This is a genomic window from Serratia sp. A07, assembly GCF_058725505.1.
Genome location: NZ_JBZXDO010000017.1, coordinates 27,094 through 46,669, shown reverse-complemented (window position 1 = coordinate 46,669; position 19,576 = coordinate 27,094). Strand labels below are relative to the sequence as shown.

Annotated in this window: 22 protein-coding genes, 1 tRNA gene and 1 pseudogene; 8 read left to right on the top strand and 16 right to left on the bottom strand. The window is 62.9% G+C overall.

The genetic code is table 11. The features are described 5' to 3' along the window. Positions 1-25 precede the first annotated feature (25 nt). Positions 26-1,489: an AMP nucleosidase gene (locus AC4PR2_RS17070; RefSeq protein WP_049198706.1), complete on the top strand. Its 1,464-nt coding sequence runs from the start codon at positions 26-28 to the stop codon at positions 1,487-1,489. Between the two features lie 36 nt (positions 1,490-1,525). Here AC4PR2_RS17070 and nac read toward each other — a convergent pair whose 3' ends face one another. Next, complete coding sequence (gene nac / locus AC4PR2_RS17065; protein WP_084827455.1) at positions 1,526-2,449, bottom strand: nitrogen assimilation transcriptional regulator NAC; 924 nt, start codon at positions 2,447-2,449, stop codon at positions 1,526-1,528. A 337-nt stretch (positions 2,450-2,786) separates the two neighbouring features. Between nac and AC4PR2_RS17060 the strand changes: the two genes are divergently transcribed. Continuing rightward, positions 2,787-2,862 (top strand) — tRNA-Asn (locus AC4PR2_RS17060). Positions 2,863-2,919: 57 nt separating this feature from the next. On the opposite strand, the gene AC4PR2_RS17055 is transcribed toward AC4PR2_RS17060, so the two are convergent. After that, positions 2,920-3,360 carry a DMT family transporter gene (locus AC4PR2_RS17055; protein WP_060420408.1) on the bottom strand — a complete coding sequence of 147 codons (441 nt, stop codon included), beginning with the start codon at positions 3,358-3,360 and terminating at the stop codon, positions 2,920-2,922. A gap of 17 nt (positions 3,361-3,377) precedes the next feature. Further along, the gene (locus AC4PR2_RS17050) at positions 3,378-3,902 is read right to left on the bottom strand and encodes a GNAT family N-acetyltransferase (protein WP_197803126.1); all 525 of its coding nucleotides are present in this window, start codon (positions 3,900-3,902) and stop codon (positions 3,378-3,380) included. 38 nt (positions 3,903-3,940) lie between these two features. Here AC4PR2_RS17050 and AC4PR2_RS17045 point away from each other — a divergent pair, with 38 nt between their 5' ends. Next, positions 3,941-4,510, top strand: a complete 570-nt coding sequence (locus tag AC4PR2_RS17045; protein ID WP_060420404.1) for a helix-turn-helix domain-containing protein — start codon at positions 3,941-3,943, stop codon at positions 4,508-4,510. 13 nt (positions 4,511-4,523) lie between these two features. On the opposite strand, the gene AC4PR2_RS17040 is transcribed toward AC4PR2_RS17045, so the two are convergent. The 3 genes from AC4PR2_RS17040 to AC4PR2_RS17030 form a co-directional block, all read right to left on the bottom strand. Next, complete coding sequence (locus AC4PR2_RS17040; RefSeq protein ID WP_492175305.1) at positions 4,524-4,817, bottom strand: DUF2623 family protein; 294 nt, start codon at positions 4,815-4,817, stop codon at positions 4,524-4,526. Positions 4,818-4,947: 130 nt separating this feature from the next. After that, entirely contained in the window at positions 4,948-5,535 is a 588-nt protein-coding gene (locus tag AC4PR2_RS17035) for a nitroreductase family protein (RefSeq protein ID WP_033635168.1), read from the bottom strand. A gap of 69 nt (positions 5,536-5,604) precedes the next feature. After that, complete coding sequence (locus tag AC4PR2_RS17030) at positions 5,605-6,501, bottom strand: LysR substrate-binding domain-containing protein (protein ID WP_060443061.1); 897 nt, start codon at positions 6,499-6,501, stop codon at positions 5,605-5,607. A gap of 115 nt (positions 6,502-6,616) precedes the next feature. Between AC4PR2_RS17030 and AC4PR2_RS17025 the strand changes: the two genes are divergently transcribed. Next, positions 6,617-7,252 carry an NAD(P)H-dependent oxidoreductase gene (locus AC4PR2_RS17025; RefSeq protein WP_197803120.1) on the top strand — a complete coding sequence of 212 codons (636 nt, stop codon included), beginning with the start codon at positions 6,617-6,619 and terminating at the stop codon, positions 7,250-7,252. A 143-nt stretch (positions 7,253-7,395) separates the two neighbouring features. Then, entirely contained in the window at positions 7,396-8,511 is a 1,116-nt protein-coding gene (locus AC4PR2_RS17020) for a glycosyltransferase family 9 protein (protein WP_060420396.1), read from the top strand. Here the strand turns inward: AC4PR2_RS17020 and AC4PR2_RS17015 are convergent. Next, a complete protein-coding gene (locus AC4PR2_RS17015; RefSeq protein WP_337046634.1) occupies positions 8,435-9,658 on the bottom strand; it encodes an O-antigen ligase family protein in 1,224 nt (407 codons plus the stop codon). The genes AC4PR2_RS17020 and AC4PR2_RS17015 overlap by 77 nt on opposite strands. Continuing rightward, positions 9,636-10,544 (bottom strand): annotated as a pseudogene (locus tag AC4PR2_RS17010) (WaaZ-like lipopolysaccharide core biosynthesis protein). Before AC4PR2_RS17010 ends, AC4PR2_RS17015 begins: the two are co-directional and overlap by 23 nt. Before the next feature lie 303 nt (positions 10,545-10,847). Here AC4PR2_RS17010 and AC4PR2_RS17005 point away from each other — a divergent pair. After that, complete coding sequence (locus AC4PR2_RS17005; RefSeq protein ID WP_025303447.1) at positions 10,848-11,090, top strand: hypothetical protein; 243 nt, start codon at positions 10,848-10,850, stop codon at positions 11,088-11,090. 7 nt (positions 11,091-11,097) lie between these two features. On the opposite strand, the gene nadS is transcribed toward AC4PR2_RS17005, so the two are convergent. The 3 genes from nadS to AC4PR2_RS16990 all read right to left on the bottom strand — a co-directional run bounded on the left by nadS (position 11,098) and on the right by AC4PR2_RS16990 (position 12,449). Then, entirely contained in the window at positions 11,098-11,394 is a 297-nt protein-coding gene (nadS, locus tag AC4PR2_RS17000; RefSeq protein ID WP_060420390.1) for a NadS family protein, read from the bottom strand. Between the two features lie 37 nt (positions 11,395-11,431). Then, positions 11,432-11,755, bottom strand: coding sequence for a type II toxin-antitoxin system RelE/ParE family toxin (locus tag AC4PR2_RS16995; protein WP_197803116.1), 324 nt, complete (start codon positions 11,753-11,755; stop codon positions 11,432-11,434). 64 nt (positions 11,756-11,819) lie between these two features. Next, on the bottom strand, positions 11,820-12,449 hold the full coding sequence (locus AC4PR2_RS16990; protein WP_492175311.1) for an alanyl-tRNA editing protein: 630 nt from the start codon (positions 12,447-12,449) through the stop codon (positions 11,820-11,822). An 85-nt stretch (positions 12,450-12,534) separates the two neighbouring features. On the opposite strand from AC4PR2_RS16990, the gene AC4PR2_RS16985 reads away from it, so the two are divergent. Then, positions 12,535-13,470, top strand: a complete 936-nt coding sequence (locus AC4PR2_RS16985; protein ID WP_049212009.1) for a LysR family transcriptional regulator — start codon at positions 12,535-12,537, stop codon at positions 13,468-13,470. On the opposite strand, the gene alkB is transcribed toward AC4PR2_RS16985, so the two are convergent. Next, entirely contained in the window at positions 13,453-14,100 is a 648-nt protein-coding gene (gene alkB, locus AC4PR2_RS16980; protein ID WP_197803115.1) for a DNA oxidative demethylase AlkB, read from the bottom strand. The two genes, AC4PR2_RS16985 and alkB, sit on opposite strands and share 18 nt — an antisense overlap. 139 nt (positions 14,101-14,239) lie before the next feature. On the opposite strand from alkB, the gene rarD reads away from it, so the two are divergent. Continuing rightward, positions 14,240-15,118 (top strand): EamA family transporter RarD, encoded by an 879-nt coding sequence (gene rarD, locus AC4PR2_RS16975; RefSeq protein WP_308343541.1) that lies wholly within the window; start codon positions 14,240-14,242, stop codon positions 15,116-15,118. Position 15,119: 1 nt separating this feature from the next. On the opposite strand, the gene dhbA is transcribed toward rarD, so the two are convergent. From dhbA to agp, 4 genes are all read right to left on the bottom strand, one after another. Then, positions 15,120-15,878 carry a 2,3-dihydro-2,3-dihydroxybenzoate dehydrogenase gene (gene dhbA, locus AC4PR2_RS16970; RefSeq protein ID WP_039565253.1) on the bottom strand — a complete coding sequence of 253 codons (759 nt, stop codon included), beginning with the start codon at positions 15,876-15,878 and terminating at the stop codon, positions 15,120-15,122. 100 nt (positions 15,879-15,978) lie between these two features. After that, on the bottom strand, positions 15,979-17,169 hold the full coding sequence (locus AC4PR2_RS16965) for an isochorismate synthase (RefSeq protein WP_043147656.1): 1,191 nt from the start codon (positions 17,167-17,169) through the stop codon (positions 15,979-15,981). Between the two features lie 189 nt (positions 17,170-17,358). Beyond that, a complete protein-coding gene (locus tag AC4PR2_RS16960) occupies positions 17,359-18,051 on the bottom strand; it encodes a 4'-phosphopantetheinyl transferase family protein (RefSeq protein WP_337046635.1) in 693 nt (230 codons plus the stop codon). Between the two features lie 161 nt (positions 18,052-18,212). Continuing rightward, a complete protein-coding gene (gene agp / locus AC4PR2_RS16955) occupies positions 18,213-19,442 on the bottom strand; it encodes a bifunctional glucose-1-phosphatase/inositol phosphatase (protein ID WP_043147658.1) in 1,230 nt (409 codons plus the stop codon). Positions 19,443-19,576 lie beyond the last annotated feature (134 nt).

The window sequence follows — 19,576 nt, the reverse complement described above, 5'->3', positions numbered from 1 at the left end:
GAGCCGGGACATCCAAGGAGAAAGTATGAGCTATGCCCCACCTCGCAGCGGCCTCAGCGCCGATCAGGCACTCGATCAACTGGAAGCCCTGTATGACGCCGCGGTAGACGCGCTGCGTCAGGCGGTCGGCGACTTTATCAGCCACGGCACGCTGCCGGATGCGCAGGCGCGCGCCGCCGGGCTGTTCGTGTATCCCGAACTGCGCGTCAGCTGGGACGGGCAGCAATCCGGCCCGAGCAAAACCCGCGCCTTCGGCCGCTTCACCCATCCCGGCAGCTACAGCACCACCGTGACCCGGCCGCAGCTGTTCCGCCACTATCTGGCCGAACAGCTGGCGATGCTGGAGCACGATTACGCCGCCCATATCGAAGTGGCGCCGTCGCAGCAGGAGATCCCGTTCCCTTACGTGATCGACGGCTCCAGCCTGGCGCTCGATCGCTCGATGAGCGCCGGCATCGCGCAGCATTTCCCCACCACCGAGCTGGCGCAGATCGGTGACGAAACCGCCGACGGCCTGTACCACACCACCGACAACCATTTCCCGCTGTCGCATTTCGATGCGCTGCGCGCGGATTTCTCGCTGGCGCGGCTGCGGCACTACACCGGCACGCCGGTGGAGCACTTCCAGCCGTTCGTGCTGTTCACCAACTACACCCGCTATGTGGATGAGTTCGTGCGCTGGGCCTGCGCCCAGATCGCCGATCCGGCCAGCCCGTACATCGCGCTCTCCAGCGCCGGCGGCACCTATATCACGCCGGAAACCAGCGCCCCGGAGCAGGCGGTGTCCGATCTGGCGTGGAAAAACCACCAGATGCCGGCCTATCACCTGATTTCGCGCACCGGCCAGGGCATCACGCTGATCAACATCGGCGTCGGCCCGTCCAACGCCAAAACCATCTGCGATCACCTGGCGGTGCTGCGCCCGAGCGCCTGGCTGATGATCGGCCACTGCGGCGGCCTGCGCGAAAGCCAGTCGATCGGCGACTATGTGCTGGCCCACGCCTATCTGCGCGACGATCACGTGCTGGATGCGGTGCTGCCGCCGGATATTCCGATCCCGAGCATCGCCGAGGTGCAGCGCGCCCTGTACGACGCCACCAAGATGGTCAGCGGCATGCCCGGCGAAGAGGTCAAACAGCGCCTGCGCACCGGCACCGTGGTCACCACCGACGACCGCAACTGGGAGCTGCGCTATTCCGCTTCGGCGCGGCGCTTCAACCTCAGCCGCGCGGTGGCGGTCGACATGGAGAGCGCAACCATCGCCGCTCAGGGTTACCGCTTCCGGGTGCCGTACGGCACGCTGCTGTGCGTCTCCGACAAACCGCTGCACGGCGAAATAAAACTGCCGGGCCAGGCCAACCGCTTCTATGAAGGGGCGATCTCCGAGCACCTGCAGATCGGCATCTGCGCCATCGATCTGCTGCGCGCCGAGGGCGACCGCCTGCACTCGCGCAAGCTGCGCACCTTCAACGAACCGCCGTTCCGATAACGGTTATCAGGCCCGCTGCGGCGGGCCGTTTTTTCCTCAACGCACCAGCGCCAGCGCGCGTTTCTCCTGGCTGCGGCCGCCGGCGATCGACAGCAGCATGTCTTTGACCAGCAGCGCCGGGGCGGACAGCGCCTGTTGGCCCGACATGCACAGCGCCAGCGGCACCGACATCGTCGGCGCATTGATGCGCGCCATCCAGGCCTTGGCCGGGCCGATCATCGCGCGTGCCACCGATTCCGGCAGCACGGTCGCCCCCAGCCCGCCGGCGATCGCGGCGCTCAGCGCGCCCGAGGATTCGATCTCCCCCACCACGTTGACAGCCAGCTTGCGCAACGCCATCGCCTCTTCCAGCAGGTTGCGCACCGCATCGCCCTCGCGCGGCAGGAACAGGTTCAGCCGCGCCACGTCCAGCAGCTCGACGCTGTTGCCGGGATGCGGCACCGCGCGCGTCGCCACCAGATAGAGATCTTCGCGCATCAGTGCGATGGCGTGCAGCCCGGCGGGCATCTTGGCGCCGTAGACCATCGCCATGTCCAGCGTCTGATTGGCCACCTGCCCGGCCAGCGCCGCGCCGCTGTTCTCATGCAGGCTGAGCAGGATACCCGGCTGCTGATCGCGCAGGCTCTGCAGCAGCGGCAGCGCCAGCTGCGCCGCGGTGCTGCCCGACGCCAACCCGAGAGACACCTGGCCGCTCATCGCCTGCCCGGCGCTGTTAACCGCGCTCTGCGCCTGCTCGCACTGGCGCAGAATGGTCTGCGCGTGGGCATAGAGAATATTGCCGGCCTCGGTCGGCTGTACGCCGCGCTTGGTGCGGATCAGCAGCTGTTGCTTCAGCTCCCCCTCCAGCGTCGCCAGCTGCTGGCTGAGCGCCGGCTGGGCGATATGCAACACCTCCGCCGCCTGGGTCAGGCTGCCGATATCAACGATTTTCACGAAGTACTTCAGACGTCTGAAATTCATAGTGCCTCCAGCGAGCCGCTAAATTGAGAATGCCGAAATCCGGTCAGGCACCGCAGCAAGATCCGGGCCAGAGTCGGTAAACGGCCATGGAAGCGGGATACACGGCGGCCGACGGCCGTTCGTCGGGCGGCGAGCGCCACCGCGCAGGGCAGACGTTGCACCACAGGCAAGCAACGGCGCCGACCAGAGGGCAATTCGGCGGCGCTGCGCGCGGGATAAGCGACAAAAGCGAGAAAAAGCAGCAGGTTGGGCAATCTTGCAGCAAACGAACGCATCGGGCGCTTTCACGCTTTACAAGCCGCAACCGCCCCGCTATTATTCGCCCCGTTCACACGATTCCTCTGTAGTTCAGTCGGTAGAACGGCGGACTGTTAATCCGTATGTCACTGGTTCGAGTCCAGTCAGAGGAGCCATATTTAGAGAAGCCCGCTCAGGGAAACCCGAGCGGGCTTTTTGCATTTCAGCCGCCGTCAAAAGCTGCGTTTCGCCACCAGATAGGCGCCCGCCACCAACAGCAGGGCGCCGAACAGCGCCGGCAGATTCTCGCGCAGCGCCGCCGGGCCGGCGCGGTAGACGTCCACCAGCAGCCCCATGCACAGCTGGCTGGCGACCAGGATCGAGATGGTGGCCGCCGCCCCCAGTTTTTGGTAGCCAAGGATACCGGCAAACACGAACAGCGATCCCAGCAGCCCCGGCAGCAGCATCCACCACCTGGCGGCGCCGGTCACTTCCGCCACCGCGTCGAGGCCGTTTTTGGCCAGCAGCAACCCCACCAGCAGCAGCAAACCGACGCTGGAGTTGATTACCAGCGTGATAAGGATGGTCGAGACGCTTTCGGTAATGCGCACCATCAGCAGATTCTGCACCACCAGCCCCATTCCCGCCGCCACCAGCAGCAACAGCATATTCATCGCTCTGTCTCCCGGGATCAGCGTGCGGGCGGCGTGACCCGCTCGTCGAGCGTCAGCTGCAGGAAGGTCAGATCCAGCCATTGGCCGAATTTGGCACCCACCTGCTCCATGCGCCCCACCTCGCGGAACCCGAGCGCCAGATGCAGCTGAATGGAGGCCTGATTACCGGATTCGATGCCGGCCACCATCACGTGCTTGCCGATCTCCCGCGCCCGTGCGATCAGGGCGATCAACAGCGCTTTGCCAATCCCTTCACCACGATGCGCCTGATGGACATACACCGAGTGTTCTACGGTATGGCGATAGCCGTCCCAGGCGCGCCAGTCGCCGAACGACGCGTAGCCGATCGCCTCGTCCGCGCCGTTCACCGCCACCAGCACCAGCACCGGGTAGCCCGCCGCCTGCCGTTCGCCGATCCACGCCGCGCGATTGGCCGCATCCACCGTTTGTTCATTCCAGATGGCGGTGCTGTTCAACACCGCGTCGTTATAGATGGCGGCAATCGCCGCGCTATCGTTGAGCGTCGCATTTCGTATAATCATGGTTTACCCCGGCCAATTGTCCACTATAATACTACGATATGAATATTAAATTAGACAATCTAAATCAGCTGATCGGCGCACGCATTCGCATTGAACGCGAGGCGCGCCACTGGTCGCTGTCCGATCTGGCTGAGCAGGCGGGCGTTTCACGGGCGATGGTTCATAAGATCGAGCGCGGCGAGAGCAGCCCGACGGCGATGCTGCTGGGCAGGCTGGCGGGGGCGTTCGGCCTCAGCATGTCCAAGCTGATCGCCCGGGCGGAAACGCAGGAAGGCCGGCTGCTGCGCCGGGAAGATCAACCGATCTGGGTCGATCCGGAGAGCGGCTACGTGCGGCGCCACGTTTCGCCGCGCACCGATCTGCCGCTCGATCTGGTGCGTATCGAACTGCCGGCCGGCGCGACGATCCCGATGCCGGCTTCGGTGTATGCCTTCAAGCGCCAGCTGATCTGGGTCTTATCCGGCGAGTTGGTCTTTGTGGAAGGTGACGCGCGCCATGACATGGCCGAGGGAGACTGCCTGGAGCTCGGCCCGCCGGCGGACTGCCGCTTTGAAAACCAGAGCGACCAACCGTGCGTGTATATGGTGGCGGTGCTGAGCGCCGCCTGACGCCCCGCCCGCGCTAGCCCTGCGTCGGCCGGTTATAGCCGGCGCGGAACAACTTCTCCGCCAGCCGGCTGTCGCCGCCGGAAAAGAACTCGCTCATCGGCTCACTGCCGAGGCCATAGGCGCGGCTCAGCTGCCCGGCTTCGAACGCCGCCCGGTTTTCGTCGCCGCAGCGCTGCGCCAAATGATGCGCATAGCCGAGCACAAAGCCGCGCTTGTAGTCGGAGCAAAAGCGCGACAGCTCCGTCTCCGGCTTCAGGTTCTCCGCCTTTAGCCCCGCCAACAGCCCTTTGCCAAAATGGTCACCCACGGTTTCCTCCTCATTACGCAATCGCTATATAACAAAATATACAGCGAACAAGCGAACGAGAACATACTCCCTAAGTTTTACTCACCGCATAAAAAAGGCCCGCCAAGCGGGCCTGAGGGAAAGCGGGAAATCACAGCGTGAAATTCAGCCCTTCGCTGACGGTCTTGCCCAGCGGCAGGCGGCCCGACGGCGCCTCTTTTTCCTGCAGGAAATCCGGCAGGCGGGCCTTGTCGCCCGGTTTACCGATCGCCACCATGGCGTGCACCGCATAGTCGTCCGGCAGCTGCAGCGCCGCCTTAATCTTGTCGTGGTGAATGCCGCTCATGCAGTGGGTCAACCAGCCTTTCAGGTGCGCCTGATGCGCCAGGCTGGCCCAGGCGGCGCCGGTGTCGAACGCGTGGGTCGGGTTGTCCACCAGCCGTTCGCCGTTCAGGCTGGTGGTTTTGGAGACGATCACCACCAGCGCCGAAGCGTGCTGCGCCCAGCCGCGGTTGAAGTCGATCAGGAATTCCAGGTAGTTCTCCCAGCTGTCGGAACCGTGCTTACTGTAGGCAAAGCGCCACGGCTGAATGTTGTAGGCCGATGGCGACCAGCGCGCCGCTTCAAAAAAGCTCAGCAGCGTTTGATCGTCGATGGCGTCGTTGGCCATCGCGCGCGGCGACCAGCGCTCGATAAATTGCGCATCAATCGGGTAATCGGAGGTTCTTGGCTGGCTCATGATAGGTTCTCGCAGTGAAGTAAAAACAAAAGTTCGCTGATATTCCCACAGCTTAGAACGATAAAACTTTTATTTCGTGCCATTGCCCTGCGGCAGCTCCTGCTGCAGCCAGGCGAGAAACGCCCTGACCGGCGGATGCCGCTCGCGCCCCGGCGCGCACAGCACGCTATAGGCGGCGCCCGGTACGCGCACCTCCGGCCGGTACGCCACCAACAGACCGTTGTCCACCATATCGGACACCATCACCGAACTGGCGAGCACCAGCCCCTGCCCGGCCACCGCTGCCTGCAGGGCGTAATGCTCCTCGTGATAGCTGCGCATCGCCGCATGGCGCTGCCACCAGTCTACGCCGGCAGCCCGGCACCAGTCGCGCCAACCGCTGTCGTACAGCGCCGAATCCCCCCACTTGACGGTGATCAGCACCGGATTTTCCGGCTCGGCGGCGGCCAGCCCCGGTGCGGCGTAGACGCCAAAGCTTTCCTCCAGCCGCGCCGTCTGATGCAGCGCAGGATACTGCGCGCGGCTGTAACGCACCGCCACGTCCACGCTGGCGTCCTGCTGCAGATCGATCACCTCGGCGCAGGCCTCCAGGCGCACCAGATAGTGCGGGTACGCCTGATAGAAACGCCCCAGGCGCGGCACCAGCCACAGCGCCGCGAAAGAGTGCGTGACCGAGACGCACAGCGACCCGGTGCTGGGCTGCGGCCGCAGGCCCTCGAGCGTGGCGGCGATGTCCAGCAGCGCGCCGTGCACCCCGGCAAACAGCGTTTCGCCTTTCGGCGTCAGCCGCACGCCGCGCGGCACCCGCTCGAACAGCGCAAACCCCAACTGCTGTTCCAGCGCTTTGATCTGGTGCGAAATCGCCGTCGGCGTCACCGCCAGCTCGGCCGCCGCCAGCTTGAAGCTGCGCAGGCGAGCGGCGGATTCAAAGGTGCGTAATGCGTTGACGGGCAGCGTGGCAAACATGGCGAAGCCTCTTGAGATGAGTTGAAATCATCCTGGCAGAAAAGCGGTCATTTGTCGCCCGCCGGCACTTGTTTCTAGAGTAGGGCTGAATCCACTTCATACCGAGGAACATGACATGAATACAACTCATCAATCCAAACGTCTGGTGGTGCTGGTCGGCAGCCCGCGCCGCGACGGCAACAGCGCCACGTTGGCGCAGGCGATCCTGGCGGGCGCCGCCGAAGCCGGCACGTCCGCCAGCCTGCATTTTCTCGATGATTACCTGAGCGGTTTTCTGAGCGATGAACGCCACACGCCGCCGCCGGCCGATCGCTACGCCGAGCTGTTCCTGGAGCACTTCCTGCCGGCCGATGGCGCGGTATTCTGCACGCCGATTTACTGGTACGGCATGTCGGCGCAAACCAAAGCCTTTTTCGATCGCTCGTTCAGCTTCTATTCCAACGCCTACCCTCAGGCGGAACAGGTGCACCAGCGCATGAGCGGCAAGCGTATCGGGCTGGCGGTAGCGTCGGAAGAGACCTACCCCGGCGCGGCGCTGGGCATCGTGCATCAGCTCCAGGAATTCAGCCGCTACACCCATTCCGCGTTCGTCGGCATGGTGCACGGCGCCGGCAACCAGCGCGGCGAGATCGCCCGCGATCCGCGCAATCCGCTGCAGGCCGCCCGCGAACTGGGGCGTGAGTTCTTCACTCGCCCCTACTCGGATTATCAGATGGACAGCCCGCGCAGTACGCAGGTCTGGGAGGAGTAAGCGCGGCGCGCGGCGGCAATTGCAAACATAACGTTAGCATCTGTCGCAATCTGTTGCGGGCCATTGGCCCACCGTTGCCGCGCTTGTATGATACGACGCGGCGCCAGACGGTGGCCGCCGATCTCAAGCGGAAGCGAACTGCAATGTCTAAACAGTGGAAAATAGCGGCGGCCAACGCCGGTTTACGTCTCTATACCCGCATCGCGGGCAATTTCCGGCCCGCAGCGAGCTTCGATCCGCAGCAATCCTTTGAACGCATCGTGATTTTCTCCACCAGCGCCCTCGGCGATCTGATGTTCAATACGCCCGCCATCCGCGCACTGTGCGAACGCTATCCCGGCGCGCAAATCACGCTGGTCTCCAGCCATAAAAACCGGCAGCTGGTCGAAGGCAGCCCCTGCTTTCATGACGTGATTTACTGGGACCACAAGGCCAAAGACATGTTGGCCGTTATCCGGCGCCTGCGAAAAAACCGGCCACAGCTGGCGGTCATCCTGCACTCGAAGGCGCCTTACGACGTGCTGGTCGCCATCGCCGCCGGTTGCCAATACCTGTTCAAAGACGTTTACGGCAACAAACCGAGCGGCATGGAGCGCTGGCTGACCGGCGTCAGCCACAGCAGCGACGGCCATTTGATTCAGCGCAAGCTGGATATGGTGGGGCAATTGGGGTGCCGTACCGACAATCCTGACATGTTCATCCCGGTCGCTTTTCCCACGCTGGCGAAACCGGCGGGCAAGATCCTGATCGGCTTTCAGATGGGCGCCTCCGAAACGCTGCGCCGCTGGCCGGTCGATCGCTTTGTTGAGCTGGCGCAACGGCTGCTGGCGCACTCACCCGACTGTCAGATCGCGTTGATTGGCAGCAAGGCGGAGCGCAGCCTCGAACGGGAATTTATGGCAGGTTTGAGCGAGGAACAGCAACAGCGGGTGGTAAGCCATATCGGCGCGACCACGTTACCGCAACTGCTGGCGACGATCGCCAATCTGCAGGTGCTGGTGACCGGCGATACCGGGCCGCTTCACCTCGCCGTGGCGTTGAAAACCGCCACCGTCAGCCTGTTCGTCACCGCTAACCCGCGGCATACCGGCCCCTATCAGGACAGCGAACGGCATCAGGTGATGCACGTGCCGGTTGACAGCGCCGCGCTGAGTGCCGCTGAGCGCCGCCAGCCGCTTAGTATTATCGCGGCGGAACAGGTGTGGGAGAAGACGCTGGCGGCGCTGTCGTCTGCACAGTCCCGATCGGCCGCCGTTTAGGCTGCGACAGCAGCAGCGCCAGCGGCAGCCAAAACAGGTACCAAAACTCCGCCGGATTGGCGATCACAAACATGCCCTGCGAACTGTAGAACACCAGCATAAACAGAAACAGACCCGCCTCCCAGCGCCGCCCTGCGCGCCAGTGTGCGATGGCGAGCCGCGCGCCATATCCCAGCAGCGCCAGCAGCAACAGGAAACCCACGCAGCCGCCCTTCAGCAACGCGCCGAGGTACAGGCTGTGCGTGGTGTGGTTCAGCTCGCCGGTGTAATTGAGAAAGTTAAGCTGCTTATCAAAACCGTAGCCGAAGAACGGCGCCTGTTCGATCAGCGCCAGGCTGTGGCGCCAAATGCTGATGCGAACAAAGCTCTGTTGATACAGCTCGCCAAAACGCGTCAGCAACATTTCGCCGATCGCGCTGTAAACGACGGCAAGAACCACAGCCAGCGCGCCGGGCAACAGAAACCACAGCCACCGTCCCGGCCGGTGTCGATAAGGCATCGCCACTACCACCGCGAGCGCCAGTGCGATCAGCGGGCCGCGGCTTTGCGTCAGCACCATGAATGCCAGCAGCGGCGGGATAAAGCACAGCGCCGCTTTTTGCCCGGTATCGCGGAAAATCATCAGGCTCAACAAAATGGCGATGGCGGCGTAACCGGCCAGATCGATCACGTTGCTCGGCCCCGGATTGCGGGCGGTGGTTTCTCGCAGATGATAAATCGACGGGGCGTCGACCAGCGTCAGATACAGGCACAGCGCCGTCATGCCGGCCAGCATCGCCCACTGCAGTTGGTGACGCCGCTCACCGTCGAGCAGCGTCACCAGCCAGGCGAGGTAGAGCAGGATATAGGCGCTGTGGGTCAGGGCCGACGGCATGTCGCCTGGCGTCTCGCCCCACAGCGCGCTGAGGGAATAATAAAGCAAAAACATCAGCGCCAGCCCGCCGCCCCGGCGCGCCTGACGATTGGCCCACAGCTGCCGCCGCAGCGGCGGCCAGGTGAATACGGCGGCCAGCCATAGCAGCGCCGCCAAATGAAACAGGTTGTTGACGCGGGTCTGCCCGCAAAAGATCGCGCTGAAAAACGCGAAGGCTAAAAACAGCGCGCTGCCGAAGCGATAACACCGCTCAGGCTTGCTGAAAGTAAACATTGCCGTCCACCTTCTCGAAGATATCGCTGCCGATAGCGCTGTGCAGGGAGAGGTTTTATATCGCGATCTGCTGCTTTTTCATGATCGCGCCGGCGTGTCGAAAAGCGGGGATCACCAGCGACTCCACCTTGTCCGCTAGGAACGTGGGCAACCGATCCTGTTCCGTTTCGTAAAAGCGCGGCTGGTGGAAGTTGTTCATGTCCAGCCCGGCGATAAACAGCTGCTTGAAGCCGAGATAGGCGATGATTTGCAGCGCCCAATAGGCCACGGTGCCGGCATCGAAAATGCCGCAGCGGATATCCTGGCTAAAGCCGAGCATGCGGCTCTCGGCGGCAAAAACCACGCCGTTTTCCCGGCAGTAGTGCTCCCACAGCGCGCCGCTGTCGATCCGGGGGCGGTAAATCTTGCAGGCCGCGTCTTCGACGATCGCCAATCGGCAACCGATCGCCGCCGGGCCAAAGCGATCGAGAATGCGCGCCACGCCGTGCACGGTGGTGAACAGCGTCAGCTCAGGCCGTTGAATGACGTCGCGCACGATCTCTGGGCGGCTGTCGATAAACCCCATGTCCACGATGACGTAGAAGCGAAAATCCACCTGCCGATGCAGAAAATAGGCGCCGTTGACCCCGATGGCGGGCATGGCGGGAATATTTTCGAAGCGCAGCGCCTTCACCGACGGGCCGGTAGCCGTCAGCAGCACCTCCCCCCGGCAGCTGCTGCGCAGTTCGCTCAACGGGACGATCGGCACCGGCCGGTGCTTGTACCATAAGGCGGCGATTTCACCGCCTTCGCCGCGCGCGATCTTCACATAGGGCCAGAGGTTTTCGTTATGCCGATAAGGGCGCGCGTGGGAATAGCGGTAGACCTGCTTAAAAAAAGAGCCCATGGTGGCGATGTCCTATCCAGAGTGCGTGACGATACCTACAGAGGCATCTTTCTGTATGCTCAGAATTTAAAACGTGTCAGCACTGGCCAGGCCGCACAGCGAGTATCTAAATATTCATTTAATGAGGCAATTTTTGTAATTTGAATTATTAGTCAGCGTATCGACAAGAGATATGTCGACGTGTTAATTGAATGAGAAACTGTTGCAGCGCGTAAAAATAACGTGAGTGACAGCGGCACCGCCGCTTGGCATTGATGGGGTTTTGTTATAACGTATCACAACTTCAGCCAAAGGAAGACGACGATGAAAATCCAGCTGTCGCTGCTGTTTCTCAGCCTGCTGGCCGGCAAGGCCGCGGCGTTTCAGTCAAAAGTGCCCGAACCGCGCCCGGAACAGGCGCGCGCGGCGGAACAAAACATCGAAAATCTGTTTTACGGCTTTCACGCCATGGACGCCCAGCCGGTGAACATCGGCAGCTGCGCGGCGGTGCCGGTAGCGGGATGCCAATGCGCGTTCTGCACCCAGCTGCGGCAGGCCGGGCGCTGAGTATGATTTAAATCACCAGCAACTCATCGAGCAATGCCGGGTTACGCTCAATCAGCAGCAGAAGTTTCAGTGCCGACCCCGAGGGTATGCGGCGTTCCTGCTCCCAGCTTTGCACCAGTCCCACGCTGGCCCCCACAGCCTTGGCAAACTCCGCCTGCTTCATCCCACGTGATTTGCGCAGCAGCTTGACGTCTGGAATAGCATGACGGTGAACATGCTCGGATTTTGGCGTCATCTTACCCTTTTCGATCGCCACCATTTCGTTCATACTGCTGACCAAATCGTCGAAAAGTTCTTTTTTCATAATGCTTTAATTCCTTCGTCACGCAATTTCGCCATCGTTAATCAAGTTGTTGAACGATGGATCTCAATATCGCCTTTTCCTGTCCGGATAAATCATCCTTTTCATTTTTACGGTATATCAACAATAAATAGACTCGGCCGCTGGGCGCCGTCAGATAATAAATCACTCTTGCGCCGCCGCGTTTTCCCTTTCCGTCCAGCCCCCAGCGTATCTTTTTGCATCCGCCCGTGTGGCTGATCGTATCCCCTTCATGATGGTTCAACAGCAAATAGCTTTGGAAAGCCTGAAAGTCATCATCCTTCATCAATTCAGCCCGCTTTCGGCTGAAAACGGTCGTTTCGATAAACTCCAGATAGTCCATTATCATCGCCTCCTGCGATCGTTCCCTCCAGCCTACTCGTACGGGGTACGATAATCAAGGGTGTTCACCCCAGCTCATACTGCACAATCAGCTGCCCTTTCTTCATTTTGACACCGGTGACGATCACCGCCCCCACCTCGCCCAGCCTGGCGACATGGGTGCCGCCGCAGCCGTAGGCGGGCAGTTCGCCGAAACAGACCTGGCGCATACCTTCCACCGCCTGTTGGCGGCGGGGTAAATCGGTGGCGATCAAACGCGCCAGCTCCGCCTGCAAAAAGTCCGCTTCTACCGTCTGCGCATCCGGCCCTGGCGTAAACGTGATGCGCCCTTCCCCCGGCCAATGATGCGCCTTGACCGGCCGCCAGCCTCGGGTTTCTCCCAGCCAGCCGATCAGATGCCCGCCGGAGTGCCAGCGGGCGTGCAAGCGGCGCTGCGCTTCATCGATTTGCATCATCACCGGCCCGAGCGGCAGCGGCGCGGCGGTAAAGTGCAGCACGGTATCTCCTTGCTGCTGCACCCGCAGCACGGCGACGCCGCCTAACGTCCCCACGTCGGATGGCTGGACGCCGCCCTGCGGGTGGAACAGCGTGGCGTCGAGCACCACGGCGTAAGCGCCCGCCTCGGCCGGCGCGCAGCTCAACACCTGCGCCTGGCCCTGTACATCGTCGCTGTAGTAATAACGTCGTTCGGTCATCATTTTTCTCCTCGGTTCGAAGAGCCATTATATTCATGTCATAATCGAGGGATAATCCGCCGCTATCACAATGGACCTTTGCGTCATGAGCACAAATCTTTCTTACGCCCTGTTGCCCGAAATGGCCGTTTTCGTTCAGGTGGTAGAGAGCGGCAGCTTTTCCGCCGCCGCCCGTAAACTGGGCACCTCGCCTTCCGCCGTCAGCCGCAGCGTGGCGAAGCTCGAGCAGGCGCTGGCGCTGCAGCTGCTGCATCGCACCACCCGCAAACTGCGGCTGAGCGAAAGCGGCGAAGAGGCGTTTGCGCACTGCCGCACCCTGCTGGCGGCGGCCGACGCGGTCATGGCGATCGGCGGGCGCGGCGCCGTGGAGCCCGAGGGGCTGGTCAGCGTCAGCGTGCCCAAGGCGGTGGGCCGCTTCGTGCTGCATCCGCACATGCCGGAGTTCCTGCGCCGCTACCCGAAGGTGGACGTGAGGCTGCGGCTGGAAGATCGCTACATGGATTTGATCGACGATCGGGTCGATCTGGCGCTGCGCATCACCGATCGCCCGTCGCCCGGGTTGATCGGCCGCCAGTTGATGAGAATAGACCATCTGCTGTGCGCCACGCAGCACTACCTGGTGCAGCACGGCACGCCGCAGCACCCGCACGATCTGGCGGCGCACAGCTGCATCTATCTGGGCGAAACGCCGAGCGACGCGCAATGGAAGTTCCGCCGCAGCGGCAAAACGGTGACGGTCAACGTGCGCGGCCGCTACGCCGCCAACCACACCGGCGTGCGGCTGGACGCGGTGAAACAGCATATCGGCATCGGCAGCCTGCCGTATTTTACCGCCCGCCAGGCGCTCGACGACGGCGAGATCGTGCAGGTATTGCCGGAATGGGATTTCCTCAGCAGCTATCACGGCGGCCTGTGGTTGCTTTACGCGCCTAACCAGTATCTGCCGCCCAAACTGCGGGTGTTTATCGACTATCTCGTCGCCTGCCTGGCGCAGGAGCCACAGCTAAAGCGCCTTGCGTAGCGTGATGTTGATGCGGTGCGACCCCACCAGCGAGTGGTAGCCTTCCTTGACCGGCAGGATGCCGTGAAAACAGAGCCGCGCCGGGCCGCCCCACACCACCACGTCGCCGTGCGCCAAGGGGATGCGCCGCGCCCGGTCGCTGCGTTGCAGCCCGCCGAACTGAAACACCGCCGGCAGCCCGAGTGACACCGAGACGATCGGTGCACCGAAGTCGTGCTCGTCTTTATCCTGATGCAGCGACAGCTTGCTGCCCGGATCGTAACGGTTCATCAGGCAAGAATCCGGCACGAAGGGGCCGAATCCCGCCTGCTGCGCGGCTTCGTCCGCCAGCGCCATCAGGATGGGGGGAATGGCCGGCCAGCGTTTACCGCTGCGCGCGTCGCGTTCCGAATAGCGGTAACCGCGGCTGTCGCTGGTCCAGCCGTTGCCGCACCAGCTCATCGCCACCGACATCACGTGCCCGCCGGGGGTGGTCAAATGCCGCCACGGCACCTGGGCGACGACGCCCTGCACCGCCGCCAGCAGTTCCGGCCCGTGATCGCGCACGAAGCCGTGCATCACCACCGCGCCGGGGGCGATCTCTTCGCGCCACGGCGGCGGCAGCGCGTCTTCAAAAAGATCGATTGTCATCGCCAAAGCCTGTATGAATACACAGTGATCATTGTAACCCGCCGCCGCCGATTGTCCAGCGCCCGGCAATGCCATTGTCGTTGGCGGCAAATTTCTCTACAGTAGCCGCCATAAAATCAATCACTCACCAGGAATGCGTGTGATTAAGGGCATCACTCTTTCGGTCGTCGCCTCCATCCTGTTCGGCGCGATGTATTACTTCACCTCTACCCTCACCCCGCTGAACGGCGAGCAGGTCTACGGCTGGCGCACGCTGCTGACGCTGCCGTTCCTGACGCTGTTTATGGCGTTGTCCGGCGATTGGCGCAAGGTGGGCGACACGCTGGCCTGGATCGGCCAACGGCCGCAGCGCCTGCAGGGCCTGCTGCTCACCTCGGCGCTGTTGGGGGTGCAGCTGTGGCTGTTCCTGTGGGCGCCGCTGCACGGCAAGGCGCTCGACGTGTCGCTCGGCTATTTTTTGCTGCCGCTGACCATGGTGCTGGCGGGCCGTTTGATCTACCGCGATCGGCTGTCGCTGCTGCAAAAGCTGGCGGTGGCGTGCGCCATGGTGGGGGTGGGCAATGAGCTGTATCAGGCGGGCGGCGTCTCGTGGCCGACGCTGGTGGTGGCACTGGGCTATCCGCTCTACTTTATTTTGCGGCGGCGTTTCGGCACCGACAATCTCGGCGGGCTGTGGTGCGAGCTGGCGCTGATGCTGCCGGCGGCGGCCTGGTTCGCCTTCGGCGACGGCGGCGCAGCGGCGCTGCAGATCAATGCCGAGCTGTATTGGCGCATTCCGCTGCTCGGCGTCATCAGCGCCGTGGCGCTGGTGTGCTACATCCTCGCCAGCCGCCTGCTGCCGTTCAGCCTGTTCGGCCTGCTGAGCTATGTGGAACCGGTGCTGCTGGTGATCGTCGCGCTGCTGCTCGGCGAAAGCATCGGCCAAAGCGAATGGCCGACCTATCTGGCGATCTGGCTGGCGGTGCTGCTGCTGGCGGCGGAGGGCGCACAGCACCTGCTGCGCCGCCAGCGGGTCTGACTCAGGCGGCCAGCGTCGCGCCGCCGTCAATCACGATGTCCTGCATGGTGATGTGGCTGGCCAAATCGGAGGCCAGGAACAACACCGCGTTGGCGATCTCATCCGGGCGGGCGATTTTGCCCAGCGGGATCCCCAGCTTGAACATCTCGGGGAAGCCGGCGATGGTGCGTTGCTGCGCGTCGTCGGTCTGCCACATGCCGCGCTGCATCGGCGTGTCGGTCGAGCCCGGCGACACCAGATTGCAGCGCACGCCGAACGGCGCCATCTCCAACCCCACACAGTGGTTCAGGCTGGTCAGCGCCGCCTTCGAGGCGCAGTAGGCCGCCATCTGCGCGCGCGGCACGTGCGCGGCGTTGGAGCCGATGCTGACGATCGCCCCGCTGCGCTGCGCCTTGAAGTGCGGCAGCACGGCGCGGAACAGGTAAAACGCCCCCGAGGCGTTGACGTTGATGCACTGATGCCAGTCATCCACGCTCAGATCTTCGGTATTGCCCATGCGCAGAATGCCGGCGGCGTTGACCAACACGTCCAGTCGCGGGTTCTCCGCCAGCTGTTGGCGGCACACCGCCTCCACCTGCTCCGGCCGGCTGATGTCCAGCGTCACGCAAGGGTAAGGCAGATCCGGGTTGGCGAACTCGCGGTCAAATCCCACCACCTCGGCGCCCTGCGTCAAAAAATGCCGGGCGATCTGCTCGCCGATGCCGCGCGCCGCGCCGGTCACCCACACGCGTTTGCCGGTGAAATCCATTTGAATGCTCATGCGCACACCGCCATCCGGGCACGCTGCCGGGTCATGTTGTTGTTCATCGTTGTCTCCTGCGAAAGCGTATGACGCGGCGCGCACTGCGCCGCAAAGAGGCCTACAGCGCGCCGCTGTTCAGGCCGAAAGCGTTGAGCATGGTGCCCAGTTTGGCGGCGGTTTCCATCCACTCGGACTGCGGTGTCGAAGCGGCGACGATGCCCGCGCCGGCGAACAGCCTCACCCGGTTGCCGCGCAGCAGGCCGCTGCGGATGACGATCGCCCACTCGCCGTCGCCGTTGGCGTCACACCAGCCGACGATGCCGCTGAACAGGCCGCGATCGTGCGGTTCCAGATCGGCGATCAGTTGGCGGGCGCTCTCGGTCGGGAAGCCGCACAGCGCCGGCGTCGGATGCAGCAGGCAGGCCAGCTGCATCACGTTGAGATTCGGGTTCAGCAGCTCACCGCGAATGCGGGTGGACAGGTGCCACATGGTGCCGGTGCTGAGCAGCGACGGGCCGCTGGGCACGCTCAGGCTGGCGCACAATGGCGCCAGGTGGCGGCGAATGTCGTCGATCACCAGCTTGTGTTCGTATTTGTCTTTGGTCGAGCGCATCAGGCGCTCGCTGCCAAGGCGATCCTGCTGCGGATCGTCCTGACGGCGCGCCGAGCCCGCCAGCGGATTGGTGTGGATCTCGCCGCCCTGCTTGCGGATCAGCAGTTCCGGGCTGGCGCCGATCAGCACGCCGCCATCGGCCAGCGGCAGGGAAAAGTGATAACCGGTCGGGTTCTGCACCATCAGGTTATTGAGGATCTGGTGGCCCGCCACCGGCTGCTCCAGCTCGATGTCGAGGATGCGCGACAGCACCGCCTTGTCCAGCTTGCCCTGTTTAAAGCGGCTGACCGCTTCCGCCACCGCGTGCTTGAAGCGCGGCTCGTCCGGAATGCTGGTGCAGGCGGCCAGGCGATGCGGCTGTTGCAGCATCGGGCGCGCGGCGCGGGTAAAGCTGTCGTTGGCGACAAACTGGCAGTTTTCAGGCACGTACAGGCTGGAAGGCCGGCGCGTATCGAACGGAATGGCGCCCACCACCACCGGCGTCTCCTGGCCGGCGGCTTTGGCGCGCGCCAGCGCCTGGCGGATATGCTGCGCCAGCGCGCTGCCTTCCTGCTCACCGCCGAACGCCGGCGTCTCGATACGCTCGAACACACCGTCGGCGGAGAGGGAACGGAATTCGGACCGGTACAAAAAGGTCGATTGTTCGGCGTACACAAACCCGGGGAAGGTTTGGTTTTCTGTCGTCAGTGTCGCCACTAGACCACTCCTTTGTTGCGCCTTACCAATGATAATGTTTATGCGAATAATTATCATTAGCCATAAAAGGAGGATAAATTACACCGGATCCCCACCGTGGGTCAATCTCCGATGAATGAATCTTTCCGCCCGCTGCGGCAAATCCGCGTTACGGCAAAGTAAGAAATAACACACTGTTATTATTGTGTTTTAGCAGAAAATAAAAGTCGTGACGTCGTCACCTTCACGCCAAAAACGCCCGTTAAACCGGCGGCCGGCGGGGCAATTTGGCGTCAGCGTCTTAAGCAGCGCTAATACAAACGTCTGCCGCTGCATATCCACGGCGACCATGCGCGCATCGAGAAAATCGAAGTAACAGCGCACCTGCGGATAAAGCGCCTTGAACAGGCTCTCTTTGGCGGAAAACGTCAGCGTCAGCAGTTCATTGAACGGCAACGCCTCGCGCAGCAACGTCTCGCGCTCCGCCGGGGAAACGATCGCCCCCCACAGCTCCTCCGCCCGCACGTCGGAGAGCAGCGTCTCCACATCCAGCCCCACGCCGCCCAGCCCACTCTCGCGGTGCACGGCGCACAGCGCGGTATCCGAATTATGGCTCAGCGCCCCGGCGATGCCCGGTGGCCACTGCGGCGCGCGATCTTCGCCGCGCGCCAGGGTGAAGTCGGCAAAACCGAGCGGCGCCAACAGTTGCCGCGCCAGAACACGCCCGGCCAGATACTCCGCGCGGCGCTTCGGCACCGCACGCGCCAGATGATCCGGCAGCGCAAAGCCCGCCTCGGGAAAACGCTCGTCGCGATACTCCGCCAGCGCAAAATGGCAGCGCGCCACCTGGCCCGGATAGCCGTCCGGCGTGAAAAATTCGATATTGCGGATAAAAGTGGGCAACGGCGGTATCCATGATAAGCAGGCAGGCTGATGATGTTAGCCCCCGAAACGGCCTGCAACAATGACCCTGGGCAAAATAAATGGCGTTAAGGCCTGCGTGGCGGCGCGTTAGCCGGGATGGGGAGAGGCCTCTCCCCCGCGCGCGGGAGAGAGGCTGGGCATTACAAGATGCCTTTCATGGTCTTTTCGAAATCGCTCCAGGCACAGAAACCGTCTTTGTCGATCGGGCAGCCTTTCAGCGCCAGCGTTACCCGCTGCGGCGGGGTTTGCAGCGTCAGCGGCGTCGCCTTGCGCAGCTGTTCGGTGGACTGATAGACGTACTCGATCTTCAGCAGTTCACGGTCGTTCTGCGCATCGCGCCAGCGCTGGAACACCAGTTTGCCGCCGATCGGCGTTTTCTCGTATTGCTGCGGCAGCTGATACGGCTGGAACTGCATGGCCGACAGCAGCGAGGCAATATTGGAATCGTGGCCGACCAGCACCGTCAGCTTCGGCGCGTCCGGTTTGCGCTCGCCCAGCAGCGCGTTGTTGATGTAGGTCAGCAGCGGCTTGGCGACGTTCTGCGCCACCACCGGCGAGGTGAACAGCGAGTCCTGATAGCCGTCTTTCAGCTGCGCCAGCTGCTGCCACTGGTGAGGGGTGGCGATTTTGCCCCAGGCCACCTCTTTCATCGGGAAACCTTCGTAATACTGCAGCATAAAGGCGTCCACCAGCGAGTTGCCCACCCGCAGCGGGCCGGAGACGCCCGGCTCTTTGCCCGGCACCGCGCTCATCACGCTGGCTTCTTTGGTCAGGTCACAGTGTTTGTCGGTCTTGCAGGCGGCGGAATCCTTGTAGTCGATGATCTTCGCCAGCTGTTGGTAAGAGGCGTCCAGCTTCAGCGAGCCCAGCGCGGCGTTCATCGCCGCCAGCGCCTGCTGGTTGAAGGCCTCGCTGGTGTCGGTGATGATCGGGTTGAAGGTCGGATCCATCTCGCCCATCTTGTCCTGATGGTGCACGCTGACGTCGCAGCCGGGGAACGCGCCGTTGCTGAAGAACTGCGCGGTGGCGACCGTGCGCTGCAGGCTGTTGGCGTAGACGTACACGCTGCCGGCGGTCGGGCAACCCTCTTTCGGCAACAGGCCGGTCTGCTTCAGCCAGGCGTTGAAGTAGTGCCCCATATACACTTCCAGCACCCCGCCCTTGGTGGTCAGCTGGCCGCCCGGCGTTTCCCAGGCCGGCCAGGCCTTCGGCGTAGACTGCGCCAGCACGCTGCCGTTGTTGGCCAGCGGCGCGCGCAGGTTATGGCGGCTCATGACCAGCACCTGTTCCAGCTGATAACCGCCGGCTTCCGCCAGCGCGTTCCCGGTGAATAACAAAGGCAGGCACAGCAATAAGGTTTTTTTTCTCATCCGCAGAGGCTCCCGGAAAATGATTATTTTTAAGGTGTTAGCGTTTGCCTGAGTATGATGGCGGGGTTAGTGTGACAAGTGTGTGACAGGGTTCACGGGAAAGGATCGTAACCGCGGCCACCGGACGGTGGCCG